Here is a 25,285-nt window from a genome sequence, read left to right as displayed (position 1 = left end):
CGCCGTTACTCCATCATTTTATCGATAGGTAAAACCAAAATAGAACTCGCCCCTAATGCTTTTAGGCGCTCCATGGTTTCCCAAAATAGGTTCTCGGTACTGACCACATGTACTGCAACACGATTTTTCTCCGCCGATAAAGGCAGCACTGTTGGGTCTTCCGCTCCCGGAAGTAAGTCTTTAATCGCTTCTAATTGATCAACCGGAGCATGCAGCATGATGTATTTGGACTCTTTGGCTTGAATCACGCCTTGCATACGCGTCAATAAACGAGCAATCAATGCCTGCTTATCTTCACTGAATTCACCTTGACGCTGAATGAGTGTTGCTTTGGATTGGAAGATAACTTCAGCCTCTTTGAGACCATTCGCTTCTAATGTTGCGCCGGTAGAAACAAGGTCAGCAATCGCATCAGCTAAGCCAGCTCGTGGCGCAACCTCAACAGAGCCTGTGAGCACACAAGTGCTAAAATCAATGCCCTTTTCATCCATGTACGCTTTGAGTAGCTGCGGATAAGTTGTGGCGATGCGTTTACCCGCCAAATCTTGAGGACCGTTGTATTGCTGATCTTTATTGATCGCGATGGATAAGCGGCAACCACCAAAATCAAGACGGCGCAGTGAAACAAACTCACTTTTCTTATTTTGCGACAAGCGTTCTAAACGCACCTCTTCCAGTTCATTCTCACCAATGAAACCGAGATCAACCACACCGTCCATCACCAGCCCGGGTATGTCGTCATCACGCACTAGCAGTAGGTCGATCGGCATATTGAGAGAGTGAACGACAAGACGCTCACCCATGATATTGAATTTCACGCCGCATTTTTTAAGTAAGTCTTGGCACTCTGAGCTCAAGCGGCCTTTCTTCTGGATGGCAATTCTTAGGCGTTGTGTTTGCATGACAATTTCCCTGTGCAATGTATTGAATGTATTTGGAATTGAGTTAAAGCAAAATGAAAAAACCCTCGGGAGATTTGCGTTCTCCCGAGGGTTTTAATCTAAATGCTTTGACTTAACCACCGGGAGTTTCCTGCCTCCCGGGTATGCGTACATCTCCCCGAAAGATTATTTAGGGTGATGGTGATGATGAATGTTCATTACAAAATTACGCATACTTATCAGCTCTTATTGGTTTGCTGTCTTGACTCCACACTAACCAAGCTGATGTTCTTTTTCAACTAAAAATTTTGCTTTTTTAAAATCTTTTTTCGCCGTCGTGCACCAGTAATAAAAAAGGGAAACTTTCGTTTCCCTTTTATCAACTCTATTTAACCAAAATACGGCTACAACGTCTCGCAATGTGTCATTTTTGATTTCGCCATAGCGGCCATAATCATGCACACAATGATAAATGCAACAGAGGCACAAGCCAACGAGATCAGCACTGACGCTGTCATGCCTAAAACAACAAAACCGACACTCGAAACCAAGGCCGTAGCCAGTGCATACGGCAATTGTGTCGCAACGTGATCGATATGGTTACAACGCGCGCCTGTCGACGATAAAATGGTGGTGTCAGAAATAGGAGAACAGTGGTCACCAAAAACGGAACCAGCGAGCACCGCGCTCAGCATCGGGAGTATTAGAGCGATATCGGTCGCCGCGGCCATATCTCCAGCAATGGGCAACATGATGCCAAACGTTCCCCAAGAAGTGCCGGTTGAAAACGCCATCACACCCGATAGTAAGAATAAGATGACCGGTAGCCAATGCGGATCAATATTACCTTGAACCAAAGATGACATATACGCACCGGTTTTCATGTCCCCAATAACAGAGCCAATTGTCCACGCAAAAATCAGGATCAAAATCGCACCAAACATCGATTTAGCACCGATCCACAATGTATTACTGATGTCATTTATTGGCAGCTTTTGCTTAAACACAGTAAACAGAGCCATCGCCAAGCCAACTAGCCCGCCGTAAATCAATGAAGCGCCGACATTGGTGTTTTCAAACGCACCCAGTAGATCAAATGCTTTACCGTCTGCGGCTAAAGATTGACCACCCGTAAATAACATGGCTGAAATCGTTGCAATGATGAGTAATACGATAGGCAGAACCAGATCCAACACTTTGCCATGTTCGCTCTCTTTGATATCAAGCTCTTCATTTAACTCATGTGCGTCTTGGCTATCGTTTTCATTTGCGTCGTCAAATCCACGGCCTTGGGAGGCATTAATTTCATGCTGGCGCATTTGACCAATATCTAATTGGAACCACACCACCGCAAACACCATCAGTAATGCAAAAATGGCATAAAAATTCATTGGTACTAAACGCATGTACGCGCCCAATGCCGAATATTCGGTAATCCCGTGAGAAACGAGAATACCGCCAATAATCGTCATAATGTACGCGCCCCAGCTAGAAGCTGGCATCACAACGCACATTGGTGCTGCAGTTGAATCAAGGATATAGGCAAGTTTAGCGCGAGATACATAAAAGCGGTCAGTCACAGGGCGAGAAATAGAACCTACGGCTAGACTGTTAAAATAATCATCAACGAAAATAAACACACCCAAAAATGCCGCCAGCAGTTTTGAGCCACGTTTACTTTTTACGCGGACTTGTGCCCATTCGGCAAAAGCACGAGTACCGCCAGACAAAGTTAATAGCGCGGTCATCATACCTAATAAAAGCAAAAACCCGACGATACTCATATTCCAAGTGTTAATGCCGCCATCAGCAACAAAGACGCTTGATACCTTAGTAGCAACATAACTGAATGCACTACCAAAAGAATAATCCGCGAGTAATACCGCGCCTAATACAATACCGACACCTAATGAAACAAGCACTCTGCGTGTAAGAACAGCCAAACTTAATGCTACCAGAGGCGGTAACAGCGACAGAGGAGATGATGCAAAATCGATTAAATTCATGATCTTCAAAAACCAGTAAGTAAATGGTTAGAGATCTACTGCAGACAAATTACAGGCTAAGGTAACCATGTAATTCATGTTGAACTAAGCGAAAGGGAAGCGAACACTTCACCCAACCCTACAGTAGCGCTCCATAGTTTAAAAAAAGAATAGACTATGGCAGTGTTGTTCCTATTCGAATACAACCCCAGCAAGCTGCTTTAATGTGCATACTTACTTCGGCGATAAAACCTTTCACTTTTGTTCATTGGCATTACCCCAACAGAAGTTACTATTTTCTACCGCACCTCTACGTCAAAGAAAGTACAATAAATCACCGTTATTAAGTCATTTTAACAATGATAAATGTCTTACTTCGCTTTAGGTAAATGACATTGTACTTAACAACGAATGCATTGCAACCGATCATGTCATCAAAGTGCATCAATTATTGGTCACATTCATTAAGAAACATTGAGACTTCTTTCATAATGTGGTGCAATGAATATCACGAAGATTATAATAAAAAACATTAATTATAAGTCTATCTAAAAATCATTGATGATCTTCTTGATACTACTACTTATGTATGAAATTAGCTCATCATTAACAAGTTCATATTTTTTTGATTTTTATTTATCTATAAAATTTTCATTAATATTTGAATCTAATATTGTAAGTACCAATTCAGCAGTTTATTATTGCTGTGTCGACTAAATTAAATCAAATAGGAATAGTCATGTCTGAATTAACAAAAACTCTACTTAATATTCGTAGCCTACGCGCTTTTTCCCGTGAACTCACTCTAGAGCAACTTGAAGAAGCACTAGATAAATTAACGATCGTTGTTCAAGAACGCAGAGAAGCGGAAGAAGAAGAACGCTCTGCTCGCGCAGAACAAGAAGCGAAGCTGGCTGCGATTGCAGAACAGATTGCCAAAGACGGTATTGATGTAAGCGCATTAATTTCTGCACTTTCTGGTGAAACTAAGAACAAAGTTAAAGTTCAAGGCAAACGCGCACCTCGTCCAGCAAAATACAAATATCTTGATGCCAATGGCCAAGAAAAAACATGGACAGGTCAAGGTCGCACACCTTCTGCAATTCAAGAGCAACTTGATGCAGGTAAATCTCTAGAAGAATTCGAGATTTAATAACTCTTTAGCAAATAAAAAGGCTCCTAACGGAGCCTTTTTATTATTTTAATCTTTTATCTTTCCCAATACGCTTCTTCTAAGCTGTCTTCACGTTCAGGTAAACCACGTGACAGACGAGGTGAATGCTGGGCTAGCACCTCATAACTGGCACGGTTGGAATATTTGCAAACTTGCGAGAAGGATGAATAGGTTAAAAAGTTATTCTGATGCTTGCTCGAATTAGGGACGTTCTCTTTATGATATTTATTGGCTGCCATATCATGCAGCAATGCCGACAACGCCGCATCTCCCGCACCATTAGTATTTTTAATTTTCTCAGGCCCACCCATATACGGTGAAATATGAGAATAAACACGTATCGGATTTTCACAACTTATTTTTGATGCTGGGCGACTAAATTCATAACGATTGAATTCAGCAATAGAACCAGGTAATAGTGGCAACGATGTTTCACGTTTCGCTGCATCTTCAGTATATCCTGCCATAAATAAACCGACTGGTCCTGCGGTGCATAATACAAGATCGACCCAATCTAAAGCTTTATTTGACGCTGCAAGAGGATCACTTTCCCCGGTTAATGCTTCGGCTTCATCTTCATTCATGGCAACAACAGTGACATGATCACGCAAAAAATTTTGCCAAAATTGAGGGTCATCTTGAATAACAAATTTAGTACCTAAGGTTAAAACAACAGGTACATCATATTTCTTAGCATATTCAATCGCTCTCATTGTTGCCTCTGGCATTGGATCACCAGTTTTGCAGCGAATTAAATAAGCAGTCAGTACTAAGGCTGAAGCACTTTTAAATATTTTTTCTGGAACACTTTCTGCGCGAAGTTGGTTCATTTGCCCTTCACTAATAGCAAAGGTTCTTTCTCCATCCTCTGTGATCAAGGCAAAGCAGCGCCCAATCGCTCCATCGACCGCTTGTAAATAATTCAGATCCATCCGGCTTGATGTATTACATAAATAACGATAACCGTAGCTACCAATTTTTATATCTTGGCTCATCACGCCTAACAACGTTGAGCGATCATCTGCCAGCACCGAATAATTGTGTAATGTGTTGCCAATCGTTCCCCCAGCATATTCGTTAGTAATCAGACCATTTTGTTTGAGCTCAGTGTATAAAGCTTCGGCCTTCTGATCGTCAATCACTAACGAATGGCCTTTACTAAGCTCATATTTTTCGATGAGGTCAGTATTTACTTTCGCTTCTATATCCACCAAGGTCTGGTCGATACCAATAATATGTGTACGTGACATTTTTTTATTTTCTTGTGCTTGGATAACAAGTGGGTCACGTGCATGAACAGGAAAGTAATGCTTTGATTTGCGTTGGCCAGGAAATTTCATAACGTCAGTCTGAGTAGAGGAGAAAAAGATGCGCGATTCTACCGCGCACCCATTAGCGCGGCAACTAAGGCAATTATAGCAAACGTTTGCTCTTGATTATTTTTATTCACCTTCCATAAAGCTGAGATCAGGTAACCTATCTAAATGCTCTGAATAGCGTTTTAGGTCAAATTGCCCTTCGTTTTTCATCACATCAAAAATCTCAATTGCAAGCGCACAAGCAATAGAGGCAACGGCATCCTCCCTTGAGTGACCTGTCATCATCAAGCGCATCAAGGTTTCTTTGACCTTTAACGGATTTCCGTCCGCGAGTTGATTCTCTACTGTTTCGATGAGGAATGCGTCATCCATAATCTGATTGTCATCTTGCATTTTGTGGCCTTTTATTACGCTTTAAAATGGCACGCACTATGCCATAAGCCATTGTAGAATTCTAAAACTAATTTCTGCTGACATTGACAGATACGACGCCAATTAAACCAGATAGAAGTGTGATTGCTGTCTCGGATCTGTCGCGACGAAAATCTTTCTGCTAGAATCTGCGACCAAGTCAATTGAGTGGTATTAAGTAATGTCAGACAACCGCAGCGCAAACAGCCAAAAGAAAGTCATCGTCGGCATGTCCGGTGGTGTTGACTCCTCCGTTTCGGCGTATCTTCTCAAAGAGCAAGGTTATCAAGTCGAAGGCCTGTTCATGAAGAACTGGGAAGAAGATGATAACGAGGAATATTGTACAGCGGCGGAAGATTTAGCCGATGCACAAGCCGTGTGCGATAAGTTAGACATCCCTCTTCATACCATTAATTTTGCCGCCGAATATTGGGACAACGTATTTGAATATTTCCTTGAGGAATATAAAGCAGGGCGAACTCCTAACCCAGACATTCTTTGTAACAAAGAAATCAAGTTTAAAGCCTTTTTAGAGTTTGCAGATGAAGTGCTAGATGCCGATTATATCGCCATGGGCCACTATGTTCGACGCACCTTCCCTGAAGGTAATGACAAACCAAAAATGCTGCGCGGCTTGGACAACAACAAAGACCAAAGCTACTTCCTCTATACATTAAGCCATGAACAAGTGGCTCGTAGCTTATTTCCTGTGGGTGATTTAGAAAAACCCGAAGTTCGACGCATTGCGGAAGAACAAGGTTTGGTGACGGCGAAGAAAAAAGATTCAACTGGTATCTGTTTCATCGGTGAGCGCAAATTTACCGACTTCTTGTCTCGCTATTTACCAGCACAACCGGGTAAAATTGAAACACCAGAAGGTCTCGTTATTGGTGAACATCAAGGCCTGATGTACCACACTTTAGGTCAACGCAAAGGGTTACACATTGGTGGCCAAAAAGGCGGTGGCGGTAACGAAGACCCATGGTATGTCGCTGATAAAGATCTTAAACGTAACGTTTTGATTGCAGTCCAAGGCGCTGATCACCCATTATTGAAATCTCATGGCTTGATCGCTTCCCAATTACACTGGGTTGATCGTACACCAATCCAAGCAACGCTAAGCTGCACGGTAAAAACGCGTTACCGTCAAACGGATATAGCGTGTACCATCATCCCTATTGATGATGAAAACATTAAAGTCATTTTTGATGAGCCACAAGTGGCCGTCACGCCTGGTCAATCCGCGGTTTTCTATCAAGGCGATGTGTGTCTTGGCGGTGGAATTATTGAGCAGCGAATTTAAACAACTTAGGAGTAATAAACGTGGCTAACACCCTTTATGACCGTACCATCGCTTTTGCGGGTATCTGCCAAGCTGTCGCTTTAGTGCAACACGTAGCAAAAAATGGTCACTGTGATTCAGACGCGTTTGAAACTTCTCTAACGGCTATCTTAAGTACTAATCCAAACAATACACTTGATGTCTTCGGCTCTGAGGCCAACTTAAAAATTGGCCTCGAATGTTTGGTGAAAGGTATTGATAGCACGCCATCAGGGAGTGAAATCACTCGCTATATCATTAGCCTGATGGCATTAGAGCGTAAATTAAGCGCTCGTCGTGATGCGATGTCACAGCTGGGCGATCGTATTCAAACGATTGAACGTCAAGTCAACCATTTTGACTTGCTTGATGATCAGATGATCAGCAACCTTGCCAGTATCTACTTGGATGTTATCAGCCCTATTGGCCCGAGAATCCAAGTCACTGGAACCCCTACCATACTTCAACAAACTTCAACCCAGCACAAAGTGCGCGCCTTACTCCTTTCAGGAATTCGTTGCGCTGTCTTGTGGCGTCAGGTTGGAGGAAAGCGTCGCCATCTGATCTTCGGTCGTAAGAAAATGATCGAACAAGCTCAGATTTTATTAGCTCGAGTCTAATATTGACGCAAAGAATTCACTCTCACACTTAACCTCAAAATTCAGGAGAAAAACATGGAACTGTCAGCCTTGACTGCTGTTTCACCGGTAGACGGCCGCTACGGAAGTAAAACGATTGCGTTACGCAGTATCTTTAGTGAGTTTGGTCTCCTCAAGTATCGGACCATTGTTGAAATTCGTTGGTTACAGAAGCTTTCAGCCACTGCTGGAATTGCCGAAGTTCCAGCATTCAGTGATGAAGCCAATCAATTTCTTAATGCGATAGCAGACAATTTTAGCGAAGAAGATGCCGCTCGTATTAAAGAAATTGAACGCACAACGAACCATGATGTTAAGGCTGTAGAGTATTTCTTAAAAGAAAAAGTAGCGGGTGTTCCTGAGCTGCACGCCGTTAATGAATTCATTCACTTTGCTTGTACTTCAGAAGATATCAACAACACATCTCACGCGCTAATGCTCAAAGAAGCTCGCGATACCGTGCTTCTTCCTGAAATGCGCAACATTATTGATGCGATTCGTCACTTAGCAGAAGAGTATCGCGATATTCCGTTATTGTCTCGTACCCACGGACAGCCAGCATCACCAAGTACTATGGGTAAAGAGATGGCTAACGTAGCGTACCGTATGGAACGCCAATATAAGCAGATTGCCAATATCGAGATTCTCGCAAAAGTAAACGGCGCAGTAGGTAACTACAACGCTCACCTTTCAGCCTATCCAGAACTCGACTGGCATACCTTTAGTGAAGAGTTTATCACTGAATCGCTAGGTGTGGCGTGGAACCCTTATACCACACAAATTGAGCCACATGATTATATCGCAGAGCTATTTGATGCCGTTGCCCGCTTCAATACTATTCTGATCGACTTCGATCGTGACATTTGGGGCTATATCGCTTTGGGCCACTTCAGACAAAGAACCATTGCGGGTGAAATTGGTTCATCGACAATGCCACATAAAGTCAACCCGATCGATTTTGAAAACTCAGAAGGCAACTTAGGCCTTGCTAATGCCGTGTTCAATCACCTAGCACAAAAGCTGCCTATCTCTCGCTGGCAACGTGACTTAACAGATTCAACAGTGCTGCGTAACCTTGGTGTGGGTGTTGGTTATGCGATCATCGCATACACTTCAACGCTAAAAGGGATCAGTAAACTGGAAGTGAACCGTGATGCGCTGCTTGCTGAGCTCGATAAAAACTGGGAAGTCCTTGCTGAACCAGTGCAAACGGTTATGCGCCGCTACGGCATCGAAAAACCGTACGAAAAATTGAAAGAACTCACACGCGGTAAGCGAGTCGATGGTGAAGCAATGCGCCACTTTATTGATGGCCTTGCGCTACCTGAAGCTGAAAAAGCACGCTTGAAAGAGATGACACCAGCCAACTATATTGGCCAAGCAATTGAGTTAACCGACAAATTGTAATGCTCTTCAATCTAGCCGATTAATGACAAAGCCCACTTAGTGGGCTTTGTTTTTTAAGGTCGTATTTTATGTTATATCGTTTTTGATACCATCAAAAAACGTTAGGCGTACTGCTGTTCAAACTCTTGCATAAAATCAACTAAGGCTTGAACGCCTTCCAGTGTCATCGCATTGTAAATCGAGGCTCGCATACCACCAGCGACTCGGTGACCTTGCAGCGAGACTAAACCACGCGCTTCAGCCAACTCTAAAAACGTACTATCCAACTCTGGTTTCACTAATTGGAAAGGCACATTCATCAGTGAACGGTTGTCTGGGTGAATGGTATTGCGATAGAAAGGTGACTCATCAATTGCGTTATAAAGCAGCGCTGCTTTCTCGCGGTTGATTTTCTCAATCGCCGCGACACCACCCTGCCCTTTTAGCCACTTGAACACGAGACCCGACAAATACCACGCAAACGTAGGCGGCGTGTTGAACATAGAATCTTGTTCAGCTTGCACTTTATAATTCAATATAGTCGGTAGCACATCACTGGCTAAATCAAGCAAATCATCACGAACAATCGCAATACAGATCCCCGCTGGCCCAATGTTTTTCTGCGCTCCCGCATAAATGACTCCGTACTTTGAGACGTCTATTTGGCGCGACAAAATCGTAGATGACATATCAGCTACAATCGGTTTGTCTGTATCTGGTAAATCATTAATCTCAATACCATCTATCGTTTCATTCGGACAAAAATGCACGTAAGCCGACTCAGGATCGATTTTCCATTCGCTAGCTGGTAATACCGCTGTTTTGCCCTCTTTGGTCACTTTGGCGTTGAAAACATCGATTTCACAATATTTCTTCGCTTCTTTGACCGCACTTTCAGCCCAGTAACCCGCATCAATATAGGTCGCTTTAGTCGCATCGCCTAATAAGTTTAAAGGCACCGCCGCAAACTGAGCGCGCGCTCCACCCTGACAAAATAATACTTTGTAATTACTCGGGATATTAAGCAAATCTCGCAGATCTTGCTCCGCTTCTTGAGCAACGCGAATAAAAGGTTTACTGCGATGACTAATTTCCATAACGGACGTGCCAAGCTCGTGCCAGTTAATAAACTCGGCTTGCGCTTTTTCCATCACGGCTTTAGGTAAGGCTGCTGGGCCTGCGCTGAAATTATAGACTGGGCCTGCGCTGAAATTATAGACTGGGCCCGCTTGATTTGATTCCATGAGTTCCTTGCTCCTGCTATCGACAATTAATGTGATTAATACCACTTTTTGATGTGGATAAAAAGCGAGAAAAGAGCTTCTATCGGCTCTTTTCTCTTACTGATTGCTAAAACTCGCGAAATCGTTTGCTTGAGCGCCGTTCGCTATCGCATCAATGCCGGAAGTAATAGTGTCAATAGCGGCATTTGGTTGCCATTTTCAAATTCCAAGTTGCCCTCTTTCAGTTCAGCTTGGAGTCGATATCCTTGATCGGTTTGCTGCATAATTTCCATCACAACAAGCTCATCAATACCTTGCTGGATAAAAGGAAAATCTTCAACCAGCTGGTCAGAAATGAAGGTATCAATGTGGCCGGTTAAGGCTGGTAAAATGGTACTCGGATCTTGCACCACATTATTTGTCCCTTCAGGAACCGCTATCTTCCAGTTTGATTCAAACTCACCTTGGCCAACTTTTAGCGCCATTTTATTCATCGATAGATAAAAACCTTTCTCGAATAATGATTGCACATAAGGTAGTGCTTGCTGAATGTCCTCATCAGAAAGTTCTGGGCTGTTTTGGTAAAGCGTTGAAAGCTTCTCAAAAGCGTCACCATCTAAATCACCCAAGGTAAAATCAAGATTGAGGTCCTTCACCTCGCCTTCGCTATAAGTTAATTTATCCATCTCAATCAAGTGATTACTATCAAAACGAGAAGGCTCTCCTTTTAATACCGAATCAAAGGAATAACGCATGTTGTCCATACTCAGCGTATTTTCACCTAGGCCATCGACAAGATTAATTTTTGCTAACGCCAATGACTGTTGTCCTAGCCAGAAGCCTTTATCTTGTTTACCTATACCTTGACCAGTTAGCTGTGAAAGCATCATTTTTTCACCACTGGTAAAATCCAACTCAACAGAAGGAACATTGAGTTGATAAGTGATTTCACCTAGCACCGAAATATCACCTTTCAATGTGGCGGGCGTTGTCGAAAACGTCATCTCGCCATCTTCACTTTGGTAGTGCCAACTGTCTAGCGCCACAGTGTATTGAGTATTGCCATTCAACTGCGTGATACTGGTCATCGTCAATGGTAGATTTTCTTGATCAGCTATAACGGATGTTGCTGTTAAACTCAACAGGCCATGCTTAACCTCGCTATTGACTAAAACTTGGGTCGGTAAACCATCGGCAACAAACTGTTGTTTGAGCGTTTTATCTGCAATCTGATAGCGGGTTTGCACGGTTGATGAAAGGTAACCGCGCTTATAACTGACAATGTCCGCCTCGATTGAACCTGAAGAGATATTTGCAATACCGTTAGTGATCACCTTTTCACCGATTTGCCCGACAGCCAACGGCCAACATGCTGCTAAGACGATAGCACCACCAACCGCACCAATGATTTTTAACTGTTTCATAGCGTTCCATTCCTGATGATTTTACCCAGTCTACCGTAAACAATTGAAAACCAAAACATGGAGTTAGGTCAGAGTATTGCTAAGATGTGATGAGAAATTCTAAAACCTAGCTCTCAAACCCACTGCGTAATACTTGCTACAGTAGTCAAAACAGCGATGACAGTAGAGGCTTGTGTGAACCATTACGCACTACTTTGTTTAGACAATAACCCAATCAGCACAGAACAGTTGCGAGCTGAGTTAGCTCCGTTCGCCGCTAAATTTGATCTTCATACAGCGGACACCATAGATGAAGCTGAGCAAGCCCTAGAATATTTGCACGAGCAGCAACAAACGATTGCATTGGTCATTGCCAGTCACCATGAGCAGTTTGATGGTGCGGATTTTTTGACTCAACTCGATAAATCAATCCACACGCGTTCAGCGCGGAAAGTGCTGATAAGCTGCGGACAAGATATTCAAGCCATTCTCACCGCCGTCAATGAGGGGCGATTAGATCACTGCCTCACTAAGCCACTACAAAATAACGTGCTCTATAAAACCGTCCAAAAAGAGCTCACGACCTACATCTTAGATCACGATAAAGACAACATTCTCAACTACAGCACAATACTTGATCAACAGCGCATCTTACGCGCGCACATCGATAATAAAATGCGCAGTTATCGAGATGGTTTTATCTCCGATTACCACAAGCTTTCTGATACAGAACTGGCTGAACAAGTAATTGGTGCTTTACACCAATTTTTTGAAAATGAAGATGAAACTCGCGCCTGCCGTACATACTCCACTAATCACTTTCTTACCAAAGAGGGAGAAGAGAACCGCTTTCTTTGGTTCATCACTGAAGGTGAAGTGGCCCTGTATAAAAAAGATGATTTAGGGCAACAAAGAGAAGTGGTTCGCCACAAAAAAGGCAACATTGTCGGTGGTATGTCTTTTGTGACTGGTGAGAAATCTTTTTCTACTGCCGTCACCCTGACTAAAACCGATGTGATTAAACTAGACCGAGATGTGTTTGCAAAAGTCATGCATTCGGATACTCGGTTATTGCCCCTATTTACTAACTTGCTGCTCCGCCATTTTAACCGCCGCTTACAACGCAGTATTAACACTAAACTGCAACTACAAAAAACGCTCGAATCACTTGAGTCAGCTCATCAGCAATTAATCGAGCGGGAAAAAATGGCCATGCTCGGTCAGCTTGTTGCAGGCGTCGCTCATGAACTAAACAATCCTGTCGCCGCAATTTTACGTGGAACCGAAACATTGTCAGACAAGATTGAGCACTTAGTCCAAGAGACTGAACATAAAAATCTGCAACATAAAGGCAGCCAACTATTAAGGAATGCACTTTCAGCCAAACCTACTTCTACATCAGAAGAGCGGGCACGCGCTAAAGCCATAGAAAATGAAATTCATCATCGTTTGATCGCGAAAAAATTGGTCAAACTCAATCTAGATGATGATCTTGCGCTCCGACAATCGGCTAAACACGATCCCGAAAAAACGTTAGAAACACTGGAACAGTTAGAAAACTATTTCCTAACTGGTAGTACACTTCGTTCTATCAATGTTTGTGCACAACGCATCGCCGATATGGTACGAAGCCTTAAAGGGTATGCTCGCCCTGATGATGAAGCGCTGCACAAGGTCAATATTCATGAAGGTATTGAAGACACTCTGGTTATTTTCGAAAATCGTCTTAAGCGCCACAAAGTCGAGAAAGAGTATGCCGACTTACCTTTGATTACCTGTCAACCGATTGCATTACAACAAGTATGGACAAACCTCATTTCCAACGCTATTGATGCCTTCCCAGCCAATGGCGTACTGCACATTGCAACCACATTAGCAAAACAGGGTAATCAATCTTTTGTGACCATCAGTTTCACGGATAATGGTTGTGGGATCCCGTACGAGCAGAAAGAGCGTATCTTCACATTAAATTACACGACGAAAAAAGAAGGTAACTTTGGACTCGGTATTGGGCTTTCTGTCTGCCAACAAATAGTCCACCAGCATCAAGGTTGGATCGATGTTCAATCTGAACAGGATAAATACACGACAATGACGGTATGGCTGCCAGTTAGTCGATAACTTGTCGTGCTGATGATTAAGGAGAATATCATGAACAAATTTTTGATCTTATGCGTGGACGATGAACGTGAAGTATTGGACAGCGTCATACAAGACCTCGACGAATTTGAAGAGTTTTTTATCTTAGAAGCCGCAGAATCTGTTGCAGAGGCAAAAGAAGTGATTGCCGATCACCAAGCTCAAAATATCAAGCTGGCTTTAATTTTGTGCGATCACATTATGCCCGAACAAACAGGCATTAGTTTCTTAATTGAATTAAGCCGCAATGAAGAGACGCAACATACACGCAAAGTACTACTAACAGGCCAAGCAGGGCTAGAAGACACCGTAGAAGCGGTGAATAATGCCAGCCTACATTTTTATGTAGCCAAACCTTGGGATGGGAACAAACTTCGCGATGTTATCAAAGATCAATTAACACAATATATGATTGAAAACGAATCAGATTTAATGCCTTGGGCCAGAGTCTTGGATGCCGAGAAAATCTTCAATGCGATCGCACAAAACCGCATCAGTTTTGGTGAATAAAATATCCTAACGAAGAAATGGCACTCTCTTTGCTTATTTTTTGCGAAGACAACAAAAGAATGACACTTTTTAATGGCGACAATGTCAATCTATGCACTATGATGTCTAAATTCTTTAATGTCACCGCGGGTATTCCGCGACTGGCCATGGAAATAAACTAAAAATATAGGTTTATAGTGACTATGCGTAAAACAATCATTGCAGCCGCTTTGCTGCTAGCCTCAGGCCAAACACTGGCAGAAATAGACCGAAATAGCCCATCCGTCATGAGCAATTTTAGTTATGACTATATCGAAGCTCGTATTGGAGCAAGTCCAGTCACCTTTGGTGCTGCGATGAGCAAATCAATTCACCCAAATGCACATGTTATTGGTCGTATAGACTCTGAGTTTGAAGGTGATTTTGACGCAGCCGCAGGTTTTGGCTTTCATGCTCCTATTAACAACTGGGCTGACTTCACGGGTGAGATGCTATTACGCGTCGTAGATACCCGCGATAATAAAAGCGCCGATACAGGAATGGAATTAAACCTTGGCGTACGTCAATGGCTTGGACCACAGTTAGAAGTTGGTGGCAAAGGTGGCTTTGTTTCTATTGATGACAATGATGACTGGATTGCGTCTGTTTATGCCCGTTTTCATTCTACAGAACTTTTCTCTCTCGGTGCCGAAGCTCGTATCAATGATGCTTACGGCGATCAGCTGATGTTTACGACTCGTTTTAAGTTCTAGGTGTAAGCTAAATACAATAAAAAGCCGAGTCTTACGTCTCGGCTTTTTATTTGATAACTGTGCTACAAAACTGTCAGCGTAATGAGCAGCTTTCTAATAATTGACGCTTGCGAGGCTCTTGCAGCAATTTCCAATGAATACCTTCGATCGCACCAGCAAACTTCCACAGTAGTTTTACATCGACGTCACTACCGTACGTTTTTCTCACTTTAGAAAATATCGTAGGAGCACCTAAGCGCATGAACGTTTCCACATCATTGATGCCCGCTTTTTTAACCATACGCTCTAACGTTAACTGCATGTTTGGTAAATCACGTAGTCGACGGCTTGCAGAGGATTTTTGAAAGCTACGTTGCTCAACAGAATAGCGAATGGAACGTTCAATGATCGTATCTAGGCTCTCATGATTGCTCACAAAAAGCTCAGTAATATCATAATAATTAACGGTTGCTGTAGTCTGCTTTTTAACGTGTTTGTATTTTTCGCAGCCTAATTTTGTGAGTGCATCATCGAGCTCTTCACCTCCACGAATAAAAACAGACTCTTCACTAATCAGTGAATACATCGCTTCTTTTTGGAAAAGCCCAACACCGCCAAACATTGAACGCTTTTGAAATGCGCCAAATTTAATAACGTAATTGAAAAATGCATGCTCAATCATATCCATTGATCCTTAATCAAGTTCCCCGATTAATAGTGATCACCAGATAGCAGCATATTTTTGCGAATAAAAAGAGTAAGTTAGTAACAAGCTTGTAGTAGTTTAGTATTAGCTTGCTTAATATGGGTACTATCATAGTTAACGATACAAAATAAGTCTGGGCATACATCACATCAATAGACATATCTCAGCAGAGTTATGAGATGGAAATCACATCATTGTGTTTATGAATAAATTTTTTTGACACACATTCCTTTCATTAACGTATTAAGGCTAATGTATCAAGAAAACAAATTAATGCGATTAATGGTGAATTGATTGCTTATTTGGGTTAGCAGACGGTAAAATGCCTTCAGTACAGATTGAGCACAAATTTATGAATCATCTATCTTTTTACTGGCTTCCAGATCATCATCAAATGCTCATCCAAGGGTTAGAAAGTGAATTTTCTCAATTGGTTGAACACTCACTCAGCACAGGAAAAATTTCACTTCCTCCTATTCCTGATGTTGTTCTAAAAATACAGCGCTTATGCACATTAGAATCTACTGAAATTTCAGATGTCGCCGATTGTCTACTTGAAGATCCCGGACTGACTGCAATTGTAGTACGCGTAGCAAACTCTGTTGTCTTTAATCGTCGAAATATTACCTGTACGGATTTAGTCACGGCTGTATCACGCTTAGGCATACTACGAGTACGCGACATAGTAACAGCCCAAGCGATTGAGCAGTTAAAGCACTCTGTAAACTTAAGCAAAGAATGCAATAAAATATTGGTTAATAGCGCCGCCATATCGCGAGAGCTTGGCGCAACCATGGTGATGGTAACTCACGCATTTAAACAACTTGAACCAAGCCGATATCAACATTTAGAGCAGGAAAAAGCCTTACTTGTCGGTCTACTTGCGGATATTGGCTTGTTTTGTCTGGTACACGAATATCATTTATATCTTGAGAAAGGCAACTATCTCGATCAAGACATCGCCCTACAGATTTTTCAGTCGCGATGTTCAAAAACCAGTCAGCTTGTGTTAAGAAGTTGGGGGTTCGACTCAGATTTCCTTGAAGTAGCAGGAAATCAATCTTTAGTCGCATCTTCTCACGAAGTCAGTTACCTTGATGTGGCACGTATTGCTCACCATCTTTTACTGTTTCGTCGTCAAGATGAAGAGATTGAAGAGCATGACGTCGAAATAAATGCGACCGGAGCTGAGGTGCTATACAACTTAAGTAACCTTAGTGAACTTGAATTCAAATCAAAACTCAATGATGTGATCAACGCAAGCGGCTTCTAAACCCAAAATAATCAGAGGATGAGATGTTCTCAGGGATGTTATTTATTTTTGCCCCACTAATAGTGGGGTATCTATTTTCTATTGCCAATCAACAGTGGCTAGCAGCATTAAATAAAGCCACGTCTTGGTTAGTTTACGTCATTCTGTTTCTGATGGGTTTAAGCTTGGCAGCCCTCGATAACTTGGGCAGTAACCTACAGTTGATACTTAAATTTACCACCGTATTTTTCTTGATGATCGGTGCTTGCAACTTGTTGGTCTTGCCCTTTATTGACAAATTTCTACCCATAAAAACCGATGTGAACCATTCAAAACTGCCACTATCTAGCATGGCGTTAGAATCCGTAAAGCTGATTGTGGTTGTCGGTGGAGGATTGGCGCTTGGGGTTGTATTAGGATTCGATTTAAGTTGGGTGAGCACTGCCAGTGAATGGATCTTGTTCGTATTACTTTTCTTTATTGGTATTCAGTTGAGAAATAGTGGTTTAACTCTACGACAAATTTTGCTCAATAAATACGGAATGGTCATCGCATTAGTCATTATATTGACCTCTTGGATTGGGGGGATCATTGCGGCCATGATTCTTGATATCCCAATTTATCGAGGACTAGCCATGGCTTCCGGTTTTGGATGGTATTCACTTGCCGGGATTTTAATGGGTGATGCTTTCGGCCCCGTCTATGGTGGTGCCTCTTTCATGATAGAGCTACTTAGAGAACTGGTTGCTTTAGTGATGATCCCCATGCTAATCCGAACCAAACCTTGCTCTGCCATCGGCTATGCTGGGGCAACCGCGATGGATTTCACCTTGCCCGTGATCCAGACAACTGGCGGGGTTCGTTGCGTACCGATCGCGATTGTCAGTGGGTTTATTCTCAGCCTACTGGTGCCTATTCTTATGCTGTTCTTTGTATCACTTGCAGGCTAGATCTCAGGAATCACTTTAGCCTTCATTTAAACTAACAATAGGGAGTAGAAAACTCCCACACAATAACAAAGCCCAAAGGAAGATTTATGAAACGTGTTATCGTTGCCCTACTGCTCTCAACTTCAGCGAATGTTGCTCTCGCTGCTGATAACCAATGCTTATCCGAAAAATATGACGCTTATGTCGACGCGTCTCTCCATTGGTATAGTGATCTCGCAGACTTAACGACCGCGCAATATCCTGAACTTACTGAAGTTAGCCAATGGTTTCTGCAAGGACGCCAGCATCACTTTGAATTAAGCCGTGCGGCAGTCCGCTATTACCTAAGCAACGATCCTTCTAAAGTCGCCACCTCGCAACCTGTAGAAGCTTGGTTAAAACTAGAACAGCACGACATTAAAGTATTAGCCTCACGCAGTGATGATCTCGGCCACATTGCTAAAATCACCTATGAAGATCGCCAAGCAAAGCCTAACGAAAAAAACTATGAATTACGTTCAGCTTTAGCCGAATTGCTCAGTCATCCGAAGCAGATCGAAGCTGCGTTGAATAAATATAACGATGCCATCACCTTGATCGAAAAGAAAGTCTGTAACTAGTCGCCGCCTCTACTCTAGCCGAATTAAGACGGGACAACTGTCCCGTTTTCGTTTAGATTGTGCCGCTCGCATTCCATAAAATCAAAATAACGAAGCTGTATGGTATCAGAACAAAAAACTGCAGATGTGAGTTTCGAGAGCTTGTTACGGATCTTCACTGTGCCCGAAGGCCCCGACTCAACACTGACAAAAATAGACCAAGAGCTATCGCGCAATTTGAACCTCTTCTTGCGTGAACATATTGTCGCTGAAGAAAAACCACTCAAAGAGATCGAAAAAGATTTCTCTAATCCGCAAATTCCAGAGTCACCGGAGTTCGTTTCAGAACATACTCAGCATTTGTTGGATAATTTAGTCGCTCATTCAGTGCATACCTCGGCTCCTAGCTTTATTGGTCATATGACATCTGCACTGCCATATTTCTTGATGCCGTTATCAAAGATCATGATTGCGCTGAATCAAAACTTAGTCAAAATTGAAACGTCAAAAGCGTTTACACCGCTAGAACGGCAGGTTTTGGGTATGTTGCATCGTTTGATCTATCAAAAAAACGACGCTTTTTACAGCCAATGGATGCATAGCGCTAATCATTCGCTCGGTGCATTTTGCTCTGGCGGAACAATTGCCAATATCACGGCATTGTGGGTGGCTCGTAATAATGCTTTGAAAGCCGATGGTGATTTCCAAGGCGTCGAAAAAGAGGGGCTGTTTAAAGCCATGCGTCATTATGGTTACCACGGGTTAGCCATTTTAGTGTCTGATCGTGGCCATTACTCTTTAAAGAAAGCCGCTGACGTATTGGGTATCGGCCAAGAAGGCTTGGTTTGTGTAAAAACCGACAATAACAACCGCTTATGCCCACAAGATTTGAAAGCCAAAATGGCACACCTAAAAAGCCAGAAAATTAAACCTTTTGCGGTTGTTGGCGTCGCCGGAACGACAGAAACGGGCAACATTGATCCCTTAAGAGATATCGCCAATATTTGCCAGCAAGAAGGTTGTCATTTTCACGTAGACGCCGCTTGGGGCGGTGCAACATTAATGTCGAATAATCACCGACACTTACTCAATGGTATTGAGTTGGCTGACTCCGTCACGATTGATGCACATAAACAGCTCTACATCCCTATGGGTGCAGGCATGGTACTATTCAAAAAGCCTGATGCTATGCATTCAATTGAGCACCATGCGCAGTATATTTTGCGGAAAGGTTCAAAAGATCTAGGCAGCCATACGTTAGAAGGTTCTCGTTCAGGTATGGCCATGTTGGTGTACGCTAGCATGCACATTATTAGTCGCCCTGGCTACGAATTATTGATTGACCAAAGCCTAGCTAAAGCTCGCTATTTCGCCGATCTAATTAAAGAACAAGACGATTTTGAGCTGATTTCTGAACCCGAACTGTGTCTTTTAACCTATCGTTATATTCCTGCTTTTGTTCGCCAAGCACTACAACAAGCCTTGCCCAATCAAAAAGCAGAACTGAACGAGTTGCTAAATGAAATCACCCAGTTTGTGCAGAAAAAACAAAGGGAAACGGGGCGTTCATTTGTCTCTCGAACCCGTTTAAACCCAGAACGCTGGGACAAGCTTGATACCATCGTATTCCGCGTGGTACTAGCCAACCCGCTAACGACACATGCTATCTTGCATTCGATCTTAGATGAGCAACGACATATTGCCACGCTAGCCCCTAATTTGATGGCCAAAATTGAGCAGCTTGCTCAAAAAATCATCAACTAGAATCCCTATAAGTTACAGCGAATTGAAAATTTATTTCTTTTTGCTGTAACTAATACATCATTAATGAGCTAGAAATTTCCATTAATCATCGATTTAAATCTAAATTCTGTAGTTTTCATGAAATTTTGTTTGAGGCTTGTCATGTTCTCATCAATTGTTAACTTGAATTGTTACGGAAATCTACATCCTAGGTTTATACTCATTGCATGGCGTTGGTTTAACTTACCTTTTTGGAAATGTGTTATTTCCAATCCCCCCAAAGGGCGACCGGGTAAAACCAACGAGTTGTTCTCTTCGCCCGCGTGAACACTATGAATACATTAGAAAAAATTCAAAAAAATCTGGAAAACTTTAGCAAGTCGGAACGTAAAGTCGCCGAAGTAATTATGGCTTCGCCCCAAACCGCGATTCACTCAAGTATTGCGACGCTCGCCAAAATGGCCGATGTCAGTGAACCAACGGTAAACCGCTTTTGTCGACGACTCGACACCAAAGGCTTTCCCGACTTTAAGCTTCATTTAGCGCAAAGCCTTGCTAACGGAACTCCGTATGTAAACCGAAATGTTGAAGAAGATGATGGCCCAGACGCCTACACCCATAAGATTTTCGAATCGACTATGGCGTGTTTGGATGTGGCTAAAAACAGCTTGGATCCAATGCAAATTAACCGTGCAGTTGACTTACTCACACAAGCAAAACGGATCTCTTTCTTCGGTTTAGGAGCCTCTTCTGCTGTAGCAAAAGATGCCCAAAACAAATTTATTCGCTTTAACATTCCGATCACTTGCTTTGAAGATATCGTGATGCAACGCATGAGTTGTATCAACTGTACCGATAATGACGTAATTGTTTTGATTTCGCATACAGGTCGTACTAAAAGCCAAGTGGAAATCGCCAATCTTGCGCGCGAAAATGGTGCGACTGTCATTGCGATTACGGCAAAAGATTCACCGCTGGACAAAGCAAGCTCGTTGTCGATCTCTCTTGACGTACCTGAAGATACTGACGTCTATATGCCCATGGCAAGCCGTGTGGTGCAAATGACGGTAATTGATGTACTGGCTACTGGTTTCACCCTGCGCCGTGGCTCTGGTTTTCGTGAAAATCTTAAACGCGTCAAGGATGTACTAAAAGACTCGCGCTACGATAAGCTGTCACAGTTCTAAGATAATCGCGATCCTAAAATAATCGTTAGAACGGAGCTCAATTGCTCCGTTTTTTATCAACGTTGCTTGCTACTTTCAGGCGCGACGGGATCATGCCTAACTTCTACCTGATTGGATGAATTCGGTTGCCACTCCTCACACTCACCTTGGCACTCGCAAACTTGATTTAATATATGGATTAACCTTTCTTGTGTTAAAGGCAAAGGGTTACCTTTAATCGCGACCGACTTTAAAGCATCTAACGCCACGCGCTCAAACGACGTATTGCACACACCAAACTGGTTGAGTTTAGGCAGTTGCAACTTATCTAACATCATTTTCACCCACAGCACGCCATCTTCAACGTGAACATTTGTTCTGCCAGTCACGATTTGAGCGATTTTTTTATAACGTGTAAGTACATCATTTCGCCCTGCTTTTTGCGCTGCTCGAATGTTTTCTCGCATAACATGAGGGGCCAAACGCGCCGTGATCACACTGTGTGGGGCATCAAGTTTTCCTCCCAATGCCGATGCCAAGCCATGTGCAGCGCCAAGCTTTGCATTGGTAATTGCAATTCCTCCAAGCATTGCTGCAAAAGAGAGATCCGCTCGCGCTTTATGATCATCTTTTCGGCACGCTGGCAATATAGAACGACTGAGTTTGCGCAACCCCTCTTCACACACCATATCGGTGAGTGGATTGGGTTCACCACACACATAGGCTTCCATTAAATGCGTAAAAGCATCCATTGCGCCTCTGCCAGATGTGTAACTGTCGGTACCATAGGTCAACGTGGGGTCAACAATCGCAACATCTGCCAGCATATCTGGGCTGCGCAAGCTTACTTTTACTTTGTCTTGTCCCGATTTCAAGACGGCATTACGCGTGACTTCGGATCCCGTACTGGCGGTGGTTGGAATAGCAATAAATGGCAGCGGTTTTGTCTTTAACGGCACATTTCGGCCAACCACTTCCACATAATCATAAACGTTACCTTGGTTAGGAATGATTGCCGCGAGTGCCTTGCCCATATCAATCACACTACCGCCACCAATAGCAACGACCATGTCCGGTTGAAAACGTCGGCCTAAAATGGCCGTTTCCTCCACCATGGTAATATTAGGTTCACCAACAATAGCTACATGCTGATAGCGCATATTCTGCATTTTCAGGTATTGAACAATAGGGGAAGCTCGTTGTTGTTCTTTTCCCGAAACCAGCAGTACGCTATAACCATATTGGTTAAGAACAGAAAGTGAATTCAATAACGCTCCTTCTCCAAAAATGATCCGCGTCGCCGTCATAAATTGGAACATGAATAACTCCCTTTTCTCTCATCTAGATTAGCTCTGTTTAGAGTGCACCTATCGTTAAAAAAATTTTTTGATGCAGTGCAATGTGGAGCAAATAACCACATAAAAAACACAAGTTTATGCGGCATGTCACAGCCAAGCCATTGTTGAACTATTCCCAACACCATCGAGAGGTAAGCTTGCTTTGATTAAGGAATAAGCAATAGCTTTTACCTATTGAAGTAACTGGTGAATGCCACTTTATTTCCGACCTTGAATCGGGCATAGTTGCATGCAACAAGAATGAAGGAGAAAGCTATGTTCGTTGTTATTTTTGGCCGCCCTGGTTGCCCCTACTGTGTTCGCGCAAAAGAACACGCTGAAACATTGAAATTAAAACGCGATGATTTTAACTACCGTTATGTCGATATTCACGCGGAAGGCATCAGCAAAGCTGATTTAGAAAAGACAGTGGGTAAACCAGTTGAAACTGTGCCACAAATCTTTATTGATCAAGAACACATCGGTGGTTGCACTGATTTCGAAGCTTATGCGAAAGAACATTTAGGCTTATTCGACGAATAAAACCAAGAAACATAAAAACCCGCTGATTTTTAGCGGGTTTTTGCTATTTATAGATAAATGGCTCTTTCTCTCAAATTAAGTCAATGAAATGTCAATTGTCACAAATTTCACTTATCTTTTTGCAATATTCAGATACAATTCCCACACTTTACCTACCCCACTTGGCACACATAACGAGTTGAGCCGTGAATATCGACGTCGTACTTTTGCTTGATCAGAACCCTATTCTTCTTATTTTTGTTGTCTTAGCGATTGGCCTTGGTTTTGGCAAAATTCGTTTTGGTAGCTTACAACTAGGCAACTCTATTGGGGTGTTAATTACATCACTCATCATGGGGCACCTTGGTTTTTCCTTCAATGCTGAAGCCTTAACCATAGGTTTCATGCTGTTCATCTATTGTGTCGGCATTGAAGCTGGCCCTAACTTTTTTGGCATATTTTTCCGTGACGGAAAACATTATCTCATCTTAAGCTTAGTGGTGCTCATTACCGCCACTTGGATTACCTATTTTGGCAGTTATTATCTCGGCCTCGATTTTGGCTTAGCTGCTGGTATGATGGCAGGTGCATTAACCTCCACCCCCGTATTAGTAGGCGCACAAGATGCGTTAAACTCCGGGCTAGCCACCATTCCAAGAAATATGGATTTATCCCTTATTTTAGATAATGTTTCGGTGGGTTATGCGATGGCTTATTTAATTGGTCTTATCAGTATGATCATGTTTGCCAAGTTACTGCCTAAGCTGCAAAAACAAAACCTCTCTGATTCTGCTCAACAGATTGCTCAAGAGCGTGGATTAGGTGGTAGCGGTCAACGCAAAGTCTATTTACCCATCATTCGTGCCTATCGTGTTGGTCAAGAGTTGATCAACTGGATTGATGGACGCAATTTACGTGAGCTTGGTATTTATCGCCAAACCGGTTGTTATATTGAACGCATTCGACGGAATGGTATTCTTGCCCATCCTGACGGTGACGCCATCTTGCAAGAAGGGGATGAAATTGCACTGGTCGGCTTCCCTGACAGCCATGCAAGGCTAGACCCTAGCTTTCGAAATGGCAAAGAGGTGTTTGATCGCAACCTACTGGATTTGCGCATCTCTGAAGAGGAAATCGTCGTAAAAAGTGACAGTATTGCCGGTAAACGCTTATCTGACCTGAATTTATCCGAATATGGCTGTTTCCTGAACCGAGTGATACGCGCACAAATTGAAATGCCAATGGACTTAGACATTGTGCTTGCCAAAGGTGATGTGCTGCAAGTTAGTGGTGAAAAAAGCCGCGTTCAAGGCTTGGCCGATAAAATCGGTTTCATCTCTATCCATAGTCAAATGGCCGATTTACTCGCCTTCTGTAGCTTCTTTATTCTCGGCATTTTGTTTGGTTTGATCACCATGACCTTTGGACAAGTCTCCTTCGGTTTAGGCAACGCGGTTGGGCTACTGCTTTCTGGCATTATGCTTGGTTTTTTACGAGCCAACCACCCCACTTTCGGCTATGTACCGCAAGGGGCATTAAATATGGTGAAAGACCTAGGTTTGATGTTCTTTATGGTAGGCATTGGCTTAAGTGCTGGCGGAAAAATGTTCCAGCACCTCTCAGAAGTGGGCGTACAAGTGATCGGCCTTGCATTTTTAGTCAGCGTGGTGCCAGTCGTCTTTGCCTATTTGGTCGGTGCGTACATTTTGAAAATGAACCGCGCGCTTCTATTTGGTGCGATTATCGGTGCACGAACTTGCGCACCAGCGATGGATATCGTTAACGACTACGCAAAATCGACCATTCCCGCATTGGGTTATGCCGGCACCTATGCTATCGCCAATATACTGATGACACTGACAGGAACTATTTTAATTTTACTCAGCTAAACCTAATAATCCTCAGTGCTACTCGCCCAAAGTCACATGTGT

At 42.9% G+C, this 25,285-nt stretch carries 22 protein-coding genes, 1 riboswitch and 1 other annotated feature; of the genes, 14 read left to right on the top strand and 8 right to left on the bottom strand.

All coding sequences use genetic code 11. The features are described 5' to 3' along the window. Positions 1 to 5: 5 nt before the first annotated feature. Together hisG and NB504_RS01715 are read right to left on the bottom strand one after the other, a co-directional pair. Positions 6 to 902: an ATP phosphoribosyltransferase gene (gene hisG, locus NB504_RS01720; RefSeq protein ID WP_026027608.1), complete on the bottom strand. Its 897-nt coding sequence runs from the start codon at positions 900 to 902 to the stop codon at positions 6 to 8. A gap of 53 nt (positions 903 to 955) precedes the next feature. Continuing rightward, positions 956 to 1,092: a sequence feature (His leader region), on the bottom strand. Positions 1,093 to 1,285: 193 nt separating this feature from the next. After that, on the bottom strand, positions 1,286 to 2,887 hold the full coding sequence (locus tag NB504_RS01715; protein WP_088732249.1) for a Na+/H+ antiporter NhaC family protein: 1,602 nt from the start codon (positions 2,885 to 2,887) through the stop codon (positions 1,286 to 1,288). A 116-nt stretch (positions 2,888 to 3,003) separates the two neighbouring features. Next, positions 3,004 to 3,187, bottom strand: a riboswitch (Lysine riboswitch). A 418-nt stretch (positions 3,188 to 3,605) separates the two neighbouring features. On the opposite strand from NB504_RS01715, the gene NB504_RS01710 reads away from it, so the two are divergent. Further along, positions 3,606 to 4,019, top strand: coding sequence for an H-NS family nucleoid-associated regulatory protein (locus tag NB504_RS01710; RefSeq protein WP_017043902.1), 414 nt, complete (start codon positions 3,606 to 3,608; stop codon positions 4,017 to 4,019). Between the two features lie 56 nt (positions 4,020 to 4,075). Here the strand turns inward: NB504_RS01710 and NB504_RS01705 are convergent, their stop codons facing one another. Both NB504_RS01705 and NB504_RS01700 read right to left on the bottom strand, forming a co-directional pair. Beyond that, positions 4,076 to 5,380, bottom strand: a complete 1,305-nt coding sequence (locus tag NB504_RS01705) for an inosine/guanosine kinase (protein ID WP_013857102.1) — start codon at positions 5,378 to 5,380, stop codon at positions 4,076 to 4,078. 102 nt (positions 5,381 to 5,482) lie between these two features. After that, the gene (locus tag NB504_RS01700; protein ID WP_013857103.1) at positions 5,483 to 5,752 is read right to left on the bottom strand and encodes a hypothetical protein; all 270 of its coding nucleotides are present in this window, start codon (positions 5,750 to 5,752) and stop codon (positions 5,483 to 5,485) included. A 199-nt stretch (positions 5,753 to 5,951) separates the two neighbouring features. Here NB504_RS01700 and mnmA point away from each other — a divergent pair, with 199 nt between their 5' ends. From mnmA to purB, 3 genes are read left to right on the top strand one after another with little or no spacing between them, the layout of a single operon-like run. Further along, on the top strand, positions 5,952 to 7,073 hold the full coding sequence (gene mnmA, locus NB504_RS01695) for a tRNA 2-thiouridine(34) synthase MnmA (RefSeq protein WP_017043901.1): 1,122 nt from the start codon (positions 5,952 to 5,954) through the stop codon (positions 7,071 to 7,073). A gap of 20 nt (positions 7,074 to 7,093) precedes the next feature. Next, the gene (gene hflD, locus NB504_RS01690) at positions 7,094 to 7,711 is read left to right on the top strand and encodes a high frequency lysogenization protein HflD (RefSeq protein ID WP_013857105.1); all 618 of its coding nucleotides are present in this window, start codon (positions 7,094 to 7,096) and stop codon (positions 7,709 to 7,711) included. A 54-nt stretch (positions 7,712 to 7,765) separates the two neighbouring features. Beyond that, on the top strand, positions 7,766 to 9,136 hold the full coding sequence (purB, locus tag NB504_RS01685; RefSeq protein ID WP_013857106.1) for an adenylosuccinate lyase: 1,371 nt from the start codon (positions 7,766 to 7,768) through the stop codon (positions 9,134 to 9,136). Positions 9,137 to 9,237: 101 nt separating this feature from the next. On the opposite strand, the gene serC is transcribed toward purB, so the two are convergent. Next, positions 9,238 to 10,359, bottom strand: a complete 1,122-nt coding sequence (gene serC / locus NB504_RS01680; protein WP_258428134.1) for a 3-phosphoserine/phosphohydroxythreonine transaminase — start codon at positions 10,357 to 10,359, stop codon at positions 9,238 to 9,240. Positions 10,360 to 10,502: 143 nt separating this feature from the next. Beyond that, positions 10,503 to 11,762: a DUF945 family protein gene (locus tag NB504_RS01675; RefSeq protein WP_064624993.1), complete on the bottom strand. Its 1,260-nt coding sequence runs from the start codon at positions 11,760 to 11,762 to the stop codon at positions 10,503 to 10,505. Between the two features lie 174 nt (positions 11,763 to 11,936). On the opposite strand from NB504_RS01675, the gene NB504_RS01670 reads away from it, so the two are divergent. The 3 genes from NB504_RS01670 (at position 11,937) to NB504_RS01660 (ending at position 15,121) form a co-directional block, all read left to right on the top strand. Beyond that, positions 11,937 to 13,862: an ATP-binding protein gene (locus NB504_RS01670; protein WP_170899151.1), complete on the top strand. Its 1,926-nt coding sequence runs from the start codon at positions 11,937 to 11,939 to the stop codon at positions 13,860 to 13,862. A gap of 30 nt (positions 13,863 to 13,892) precedes the next feature. After that, positions 13,893 to 14,390 carry a response regulator gene (locus NB504_RS01665; protein ID WP_258428133.1) on the top strand — a complete coding sequence of 166 codons (498 nt, stop codon included), beginning with the start codon at positions 13,893 to 13,895 and terminating at the stop codon, positions 14,388 to 14,390. 182 nt (positions 14,391 to 14,572) lie between these two features. Continuing rightward, positions 14,573 to 15,121 (top strand): hypothetical protein, encoded by a 549-nt coding sequence (locus NB504_RS01660; RefSeq protein WP_026027603.1) that lies wholly within the window; start codon positions 14,573 to 14,575, stop codon positions 15,119 to 15,121. 73 nt (positions 15,122 to 15,194) lie between these two features. On the opposite strand, the gene NB504_RS01655 is transcribed toward NB504_RS01660, so the two are convergent. Beyond that, positions 15,195 to 15,788 carry a TfoX/Sxy family DNA transformation protein gene (locus NB504_RS01655; protein ID WP_013857112.1) on the bottom strand — a complete coding sequence of 198 codons (594 nt, stop codon included), beginning with the start codon at positions 15,786 to 15,788 and terminating at the stop codon, positions 15,195 to 15,197. 370 nt (positions 15,789 to 16,158) lie between these two features. Between NB504_RS01655 and NB504_RS01650 the strand changes: the two genes are divergently transcribed. The 5 genes from NB504_RS01650 (at position 16,159) to NB504_RS01630 (ending at position 21,516) form a co-directional block, all read left to right on the top strand. Continuing rightward, positions 16,159 to 17,079: an HDOD domain-containing protein gene (locus NB504_RS01650; RefSeq protein WP_026028826.1), complete on the top strand. Its 921-nt coding sequence runs from the start codon at positions 16,159 to 16,161 to the stop codon at positions 17,077 to 17,079. Between the two features lie 23 nt (positions 17,080 to 17,102). Then, entirely contained in the window at positions 17,103 to 18,008 is a 906-nt protein-coding gene (locus NB504_RS01645; protein ID WP_094151060.1) for a lysine exporter LysO family protein, read from the top strand. A gap of 86 nt (positions 18,009 to 18,094) precedes the next feature. Continuing rightward, the gene (locus tag NB504_RS01640; protein WP_258428131.1) at positions 18,095 to 18,607 is read left to right on the top strand and encodes a hypothetical protein; all 513 of its coding nucleotides are present in this window, start codon (positions 18,095 to 18,097) and stop codon (positions 18,605 to 18,607) included. A 99-nt stretch (positions 18,608 to 18,706) separates the two neighbouring features. After that, positions 18,707 to 20,350, top strand: a complete 1,644-nt coding sequence (gene panP / locus NB504_RS01635; protein ID WP_258428130.1) for a pyridoxal-dependent aspartate 1-decarboxylase PanP — start codon at positions 18,707 to 18,709, stop codon at positions 20,348 to 20,350. Between the two features lie 311 nt (positions 20,351 to 20,661). Then, positions 20,662 to 21,516, top strand: coding sequence for a MurR/RpiR family transcriptional regulator (locus NB504_RS01630; protein ID WP_010320194.1), 855 nt, complete (start codon positions 20,662 to 20,664; stop codon positions 21,514 to 21,516). Between the two features lie 56 nt (positions 21,517 to 21,572). Here NB504_RS01630 and NB504_RS01625 read toward each other — a convergent pair whose 3' ends face one another. Further along, a complete protein-coding gene (locus tag NB504_RS01625) occupies positions 21,573 to 22,814 on the bottom strand; it encodes an iron-containing alcohol dehydrogenase (protein WP_258428129.1) in 1,242 nt (413 codons plus the stop codon). 294 nt (positions 22,815 to 23,108) lie between these two features. On the opposite strand from NB504_RS01625, the gene NB504_RS01620 reads away from it, so the two are divergent. Both NB504_RS01620 and NB504_RS01615 read left to right on the top strand, forming a co-directional pair. Further along, entirely contained in the window at positions 23,109 to 23,375 is a 267-nt protein-coding gene (locus NB504_RS01620) for a GrxA family glutaredoxin (protein ID WP_010320195.1), read from the top strand. A gap of 185 nt (positions 23,376 to 23,560) precedes the next feature. Beyond that, positions 23,561 to 25,243, top strand: a complete 1,683-nt coding sequence (locus NB504_RS01615; protein WP_013857120.1) for an aspartate:alanine antiporter — start codon at positions 23,561 to 23,563, stop codon at positions 25,241 to 25,243. Positions 25,244 to 25,285: the final 42 nt, after the last annotated feature.

The sequence above is a fragment of the Vibrio sp. RM-69-4 genome (assembly GCF_024743775.1).
Taxonomy (GTDB): Bacteria; Pseudomonadota; Gammaproteobacteria; order Enterobacterales; family Vibrionaceae; genus Vibrio; species Vibrio anguillarum.
The sequence above is the reverse complement of the archived record's forward strand: the minus strand, read 5'-3'. Positions and strand labels throughout refer to the sequence as shown.